Source organism: Fulvivirga lutimaris, from assembly GCF_009711525.1.
Taxonomy (GTDB): domain Bacteria; phylum Bacteroidota; class Bacteroidia; order Cytophagales; family Cyclobacteriaceae; genus Fulvivirga; species Fulvivirga lutimaris.
This window is the reverse complement of sequence record NZ_SMLV01000175.1, coordinates 1-4,027: the sequence shown is the minus strand read 5'-3', so window position 1 is coordinate 4,027 and position 4,027 is coordinate 1. Positions and strand designations below refer to the sequence as shown.

General features: G+C 36.9%; 6 protein-coding genes. 2 read left to right on the top strand and 4 right to left on the bottom strand.

Annotated elements, in window-relative coordinates; all coding sequences use genetic code 11:
• The coding region (locus E1140_RS01435) for a low molecular weight protein-tyrosine-phosphatase (RefSeq protein WP_155178290.1) at positions 1-445 on the top strand (445 nt) is incomplete at its 5' end.
• On the opposite strand, the gene E1140_RS01430 is transcribed toward E1140_RS01435, so the two are convergent.
• Positions 442-1,686 (bottom strand): aspartate kinase, encoded by a 1,245-nt coding sequence (locus tag E1140_RS01430; protein ID WP_155178288.1) that lies wholly within the window; start codon positions 1,684-1,686, stop codon positions 442-444. The two genes, E1140_RS01435 and E1140_RS01430, sit on opposite strands and share 4 nt — an antisense overlap.
• Before the next feature lie 92 nt (positions 1,687-1,778).
• Here E1140_RS01430 and fbp point away from each other — a divergent pair, with 92 nt between their 5' ends.
• The gene (gene fbp, locus E1140_RS01425; protein ID WP_155178286.1) at positions 1,779-2,771 is read left to right on the top strand and encodes a class 1 fructose-bisphosphatase; all 993 of its coding nucleotides are present in this window, start codon (positions 1,779-1,781) and stop codon (positions 2,769-2,771) included.
• Position 2,772: 1 nt separating this feature from the next.
• On the opposite strand, the gene E1140_RS01420 is transcribed toward fbp, so the two are convergent.
• The 3 genes from E1140_RS01420 to yihA all read right to left on the bottom strand — a co-directional run.
• Positions 2,773-3,087: a hypothetical protein gene (locus E1140_RS01420; RefSeq protein ID WP_155178284.1), complete on the bottom strand. Its 315-nt coding sequence runs from the start codon at positions 3,085-3,087 to the stop codon at positions 2,773-2,775.
• Positions 3,087-3,551 (bottom strand): DUF5606 family protein, encoded by a 465-nt coding sequence (locus E1140_RS01415; RefSeq protein ID WP_155178282.1) that lies wholly within the window; start codon positions 3,549-3,551, stop codon positions 3,087-3,089. The genes E1140_RS01420 and E1140_RS01415 overlap by 1 nt, the downstream gene beginning before the upstream one ends.
• A gap of 41 nt (positions 3,552-3,592) precedes the next feature.
• Positions 3,593-4,027: ribosome biogenesis GTP-binding protein YihA/YsxC (yihA, locus tag E1140_RS01410; protein ID WP_155178280.1), on the bottom strand; the 435-nt coding region annotated here is incomplete at its 5' end.

Below are 4,027 nucleotides of genomic sequence, written 5' to 3'. Positions count from 1 at the left end.
GTGTTTAGGGAATATTTGCCGGTCTCCGGTGGCCGAGGGTTTAGCAAAACATATTGCCAAAGAAAAAGGTATTTCTGATAAAGTTTATTTTGATTCGTGTGGCACAAGCCGTTATCATATTGGTGAGCAACCAGATGATAGAACGGTAAAGAATGCTGCAGATAATGGGATTAAATTAGACCATCAGGCACGTCAGTTTGACAAAAAGGATTTTAGAGACTTCGATTATATTTTGGCCATGGATGCTGCCAACCTTTCTAATATAAAAATTTTAGATCAGGCTGATCAATTTGGAGATAAGCTATACTTAATGAGAGATTTCGATCCTAATAATCCTGGAGCAGATGTGCCAGACCCCTATTTTGGAGGTGAACAGGGCTTTCAAAATGTTTTTGATATTGTCAATCGGTCAATTAATAATTTTATAGAAACAGAACTTCTCTAGCTACCAATTAGTGCTCTGTAATTATTTCTTGAAATCTGCTCAAGCAATAATTTCTTTCCTTTTCGGTATTCATCAATCTGATTTTGTTGGTAGTTTTTAACAGTGGCTAAGACTAAACCGGTGTTATACCTTATTTCAAAATGATCTTTCATATGACCTAACAAGGCCTCTACCTTATCCGGTCGGTAATCAATCACAATTGAAAATGAGATGGCAGAGTTTTGCATGATATTTATTTTAATATCAAGCTTTGCCAGTTCACCAAATATCAGGCTAAGATTCTCTTCATTTATAAAAGAGAAGTCAATTACTTTAAAAGATACCAAACACTGATCCGTCTTTATTATAGTGGTTGGTAATATGGCTTCAAGCTCACATTCATGTATTATAGTCCCTGGCTCATCAGGATGATCAAAGCTTCTGACATATAGAGGAATGTTTTTATTAGCTAATGGCTTAATGGTTTTTGGATGAATGACTGAAGCTCCATAGTAAGTCATTTCAGCAGCCTCTTTGTAAGGTAGCTGGTTGAAGAGCTGTGCATCAGCCACTAATTTTGGATCAGCATTTAATATTCCAGGCACATCTTTCCATACAGTAACAGAATCTGCATTTAGACATGTAGCAAATACTGCTGCCGAAAAATCGGAGCCCTCTCTGCCTAAAGTTGTGGTTTTTCCATTTTCGGCTTTACCAATAAACCCCTGAGTTAGAATAATGCCCTGGTCAAGAATCCTGTTCAGCTTGTTTATCTCTATAAGTGACTCTTCCCAATTTACGTACGCGGATCTAAAATTATCATCCGTACATATGTAATTGCGGCTATCTGCCCATGTTGTGTTTATGCCAGTTGAACTCAAATATTGTTCAACTATGGTTGATGATAAAAGTTCGCCTTTAGACACTACCTGATCATAATGCTCGTCATAAGATGACTCGGAGACCAGGGCCTTTTCTAAGTCACTAAAAATACCATTCAATTGTTCAGTAGGAGTGTTTTTCAATCCAAAAAGCTCAGAAACAATGTTTAAGTGATATTCTTTTAGATGGTTCAAGGCGTCAATTGTAGACTCACCCTTCCTGGATTTGTCTAAAAGATCTTCTAATGCATTAGTCGTTTTCCCCATTGCAGAAACCACTACCAGTAGGCGCTCATCACTATATTTCTTAATTATTGAAGCCATATTTTTGATGGCTTCAGCATTTTTTATTGACGCACCCCCGAATTTAAATACTAACATCTTCCGCAACCGATTGAAACATTAATTTAATCTTATAAATTTGCAGCAAAATAGCAGTTTAATATCTAGATTTTAAAGACTCCCTACCTTTTATGGAAGATTCACGGATTGCCTTACCCATAGGTACTACGCTTGACAGGTTTATTAAGAAAAAACAGGATGAATTTCAGTATGCATCAGGTGAACTTTCGCAGCTCCTAAGAGATATTGCTCTCGCGGGAAAGGTTGTAAACAGAGAAATTAATAAAGCAGGTCTTATCAATATTGTAGGCGCTATAGGCACACAAAATGTTCAGGGTGAAGACCAGCAGAAGCTCGATGTTCTTGCTAATATTCGTTTTACAAGAGCATTGTCTAAAGGAGGAGAGGCTTGTGCTGTAATTTCTGAAGAGGATGATGAGATTGTAGATTTAAATAACCATGGTAGGTATGTAATCGCCATTGATCCATTAGATGGTTCATCAAACATTGATGTTAATGTTTCAATTGGAACTATATTTTCTATTTTCAGAAGAGTAACTCCTGTGGGATCTCCCATTCAGGAAATTGATGTTCTGCAGAAAGGTTCTGAACAAGTGGCAGCAGGGTATCTACTCTATGGTTCTTCCACTATGTTGGTTTACACAACAGGTCATGGGGTTAACGGATTTACCTACGAGCCTTCATTGGGCGAATATTTTCTTTCACATCCTGATATGTCAATTCCTGAAGATGGTGCTATTTATTCTATCAATGAAGGGTCTTTTAATAGCTTTGCAGCACCTGTTAAGAACTATGTAAATTACTGTAAGGAACAGAAATATTCTGGACGTTATATTGGTTCTTTAGTGGCTGATTTTCACAGAAATCTATTGAAAGGTGGGATTTACATTTACCCAGCAACTGATAAGGATAAAAACGGAAAGTTAAGATTGATGTATGAGTGCAACGCGCTGGCATACATTATTGAACAAGCCGGAGGTGTTGCTTCTACAGGAACTGAAAGAATTTTGGAAATAACGCCAAGCGAGTTACACCAGAGGGTGCCATTTTTTGTAGGGTCAAAAAATATGGTGGAAGAAGCTATTTCAGGTTTTAAGAAATAGACTACTGACCGCTATATTTAATGCGTGTCTCCACTTTTTGGAGTTCACGTTCAATTATAAGATCAGTAATGGACTCTGCAATTTTACCAGGCTCAGCCTCGGCAAGAACCTGTTTTACCTTTTTCTCACTAACATCAATTCGATAGAGAGCGAGCAATAGACGAGACATATCTCTGTCTAGCAGGTAAGAAACTATTTTTTTTAAGGCAACCTTGAGCTCATCAATTTTTGAAATGCCCTCGGGTAAATCAGTTTCTTCAAGCGAAAAGTCTTTAATTATAAGCTGAGTAGTTAATGTCAGTTTATTATCTGACATTATTTATCATCAGATTTTTTAGCAGCCTTAGCCTTAGGAGCAGCCTTTTTCTTTTCTTCTTTCTTCTCTTCCTTAATCAATTCAGGAACATTGGCCAATACACTTTGGTACCAGTTAATCACTTTTTTAATATCAGAAACATAAACTCTTGTTTCATCATATTCTGGTATAATATGCTTAATAAATGCCTTTAGCTCATCTGAATCAGAAGTTGGAGTCACCCCTAGGTCATCATTGAATTCGGCATACATCTTCTTAAAAACATCTGCCAATGGAACAGAACCCTCCTGGGTGGTAGTGTAAATTGAAATATCGCTTAAAACCGAAATTCTTTGTGTTGCTCCCGCAATAAGCTTTTGCTTGCTTTCATCCAAAGACTCTAAAATAACACCTGTTCTGGTAGGCTTTACAACTTTGAACAACCCACCTTTTCCTGCAACCGAAGCAATTTCACTAAAATCCATAGTTTTCAATTTGTATTAAGAGGGCAAATCTAAAAATTATTTTAAGAATTACTAGTGCTGATGATTTCATCAATATATTTCAAAACTTCTTCACGCCCTTCTTGGGTGGCTGATGAAGTAACAAACGAAATAGGGAGTTCTGACCAGTATTTTTTAAGGACCCGCTTGTAATGTGCTATTGAAGACTGGGTCTTATTTTTTGATTGTTTATCAGCTTTTGTGAAAATCAATGAAAAGGGAATTCCCTTTTCACCTAACCAGTTAATAAATGCCACATCTATTGGTTGAGGCTCCAGTCTGGAGTCCACCAAAACGAAAATATTGAACAGGTTTTCCCTGTCCATAATATAATCATGGATCATTTCACCCCATTTTTCTTTTTCTGTTTTTGCCACTTTAGCCCATCCATAACCTGGCAAATCGACCAAAAACCATGATTCATCAATTAAAAAATGATTAATCAACTGTGTTTTTCC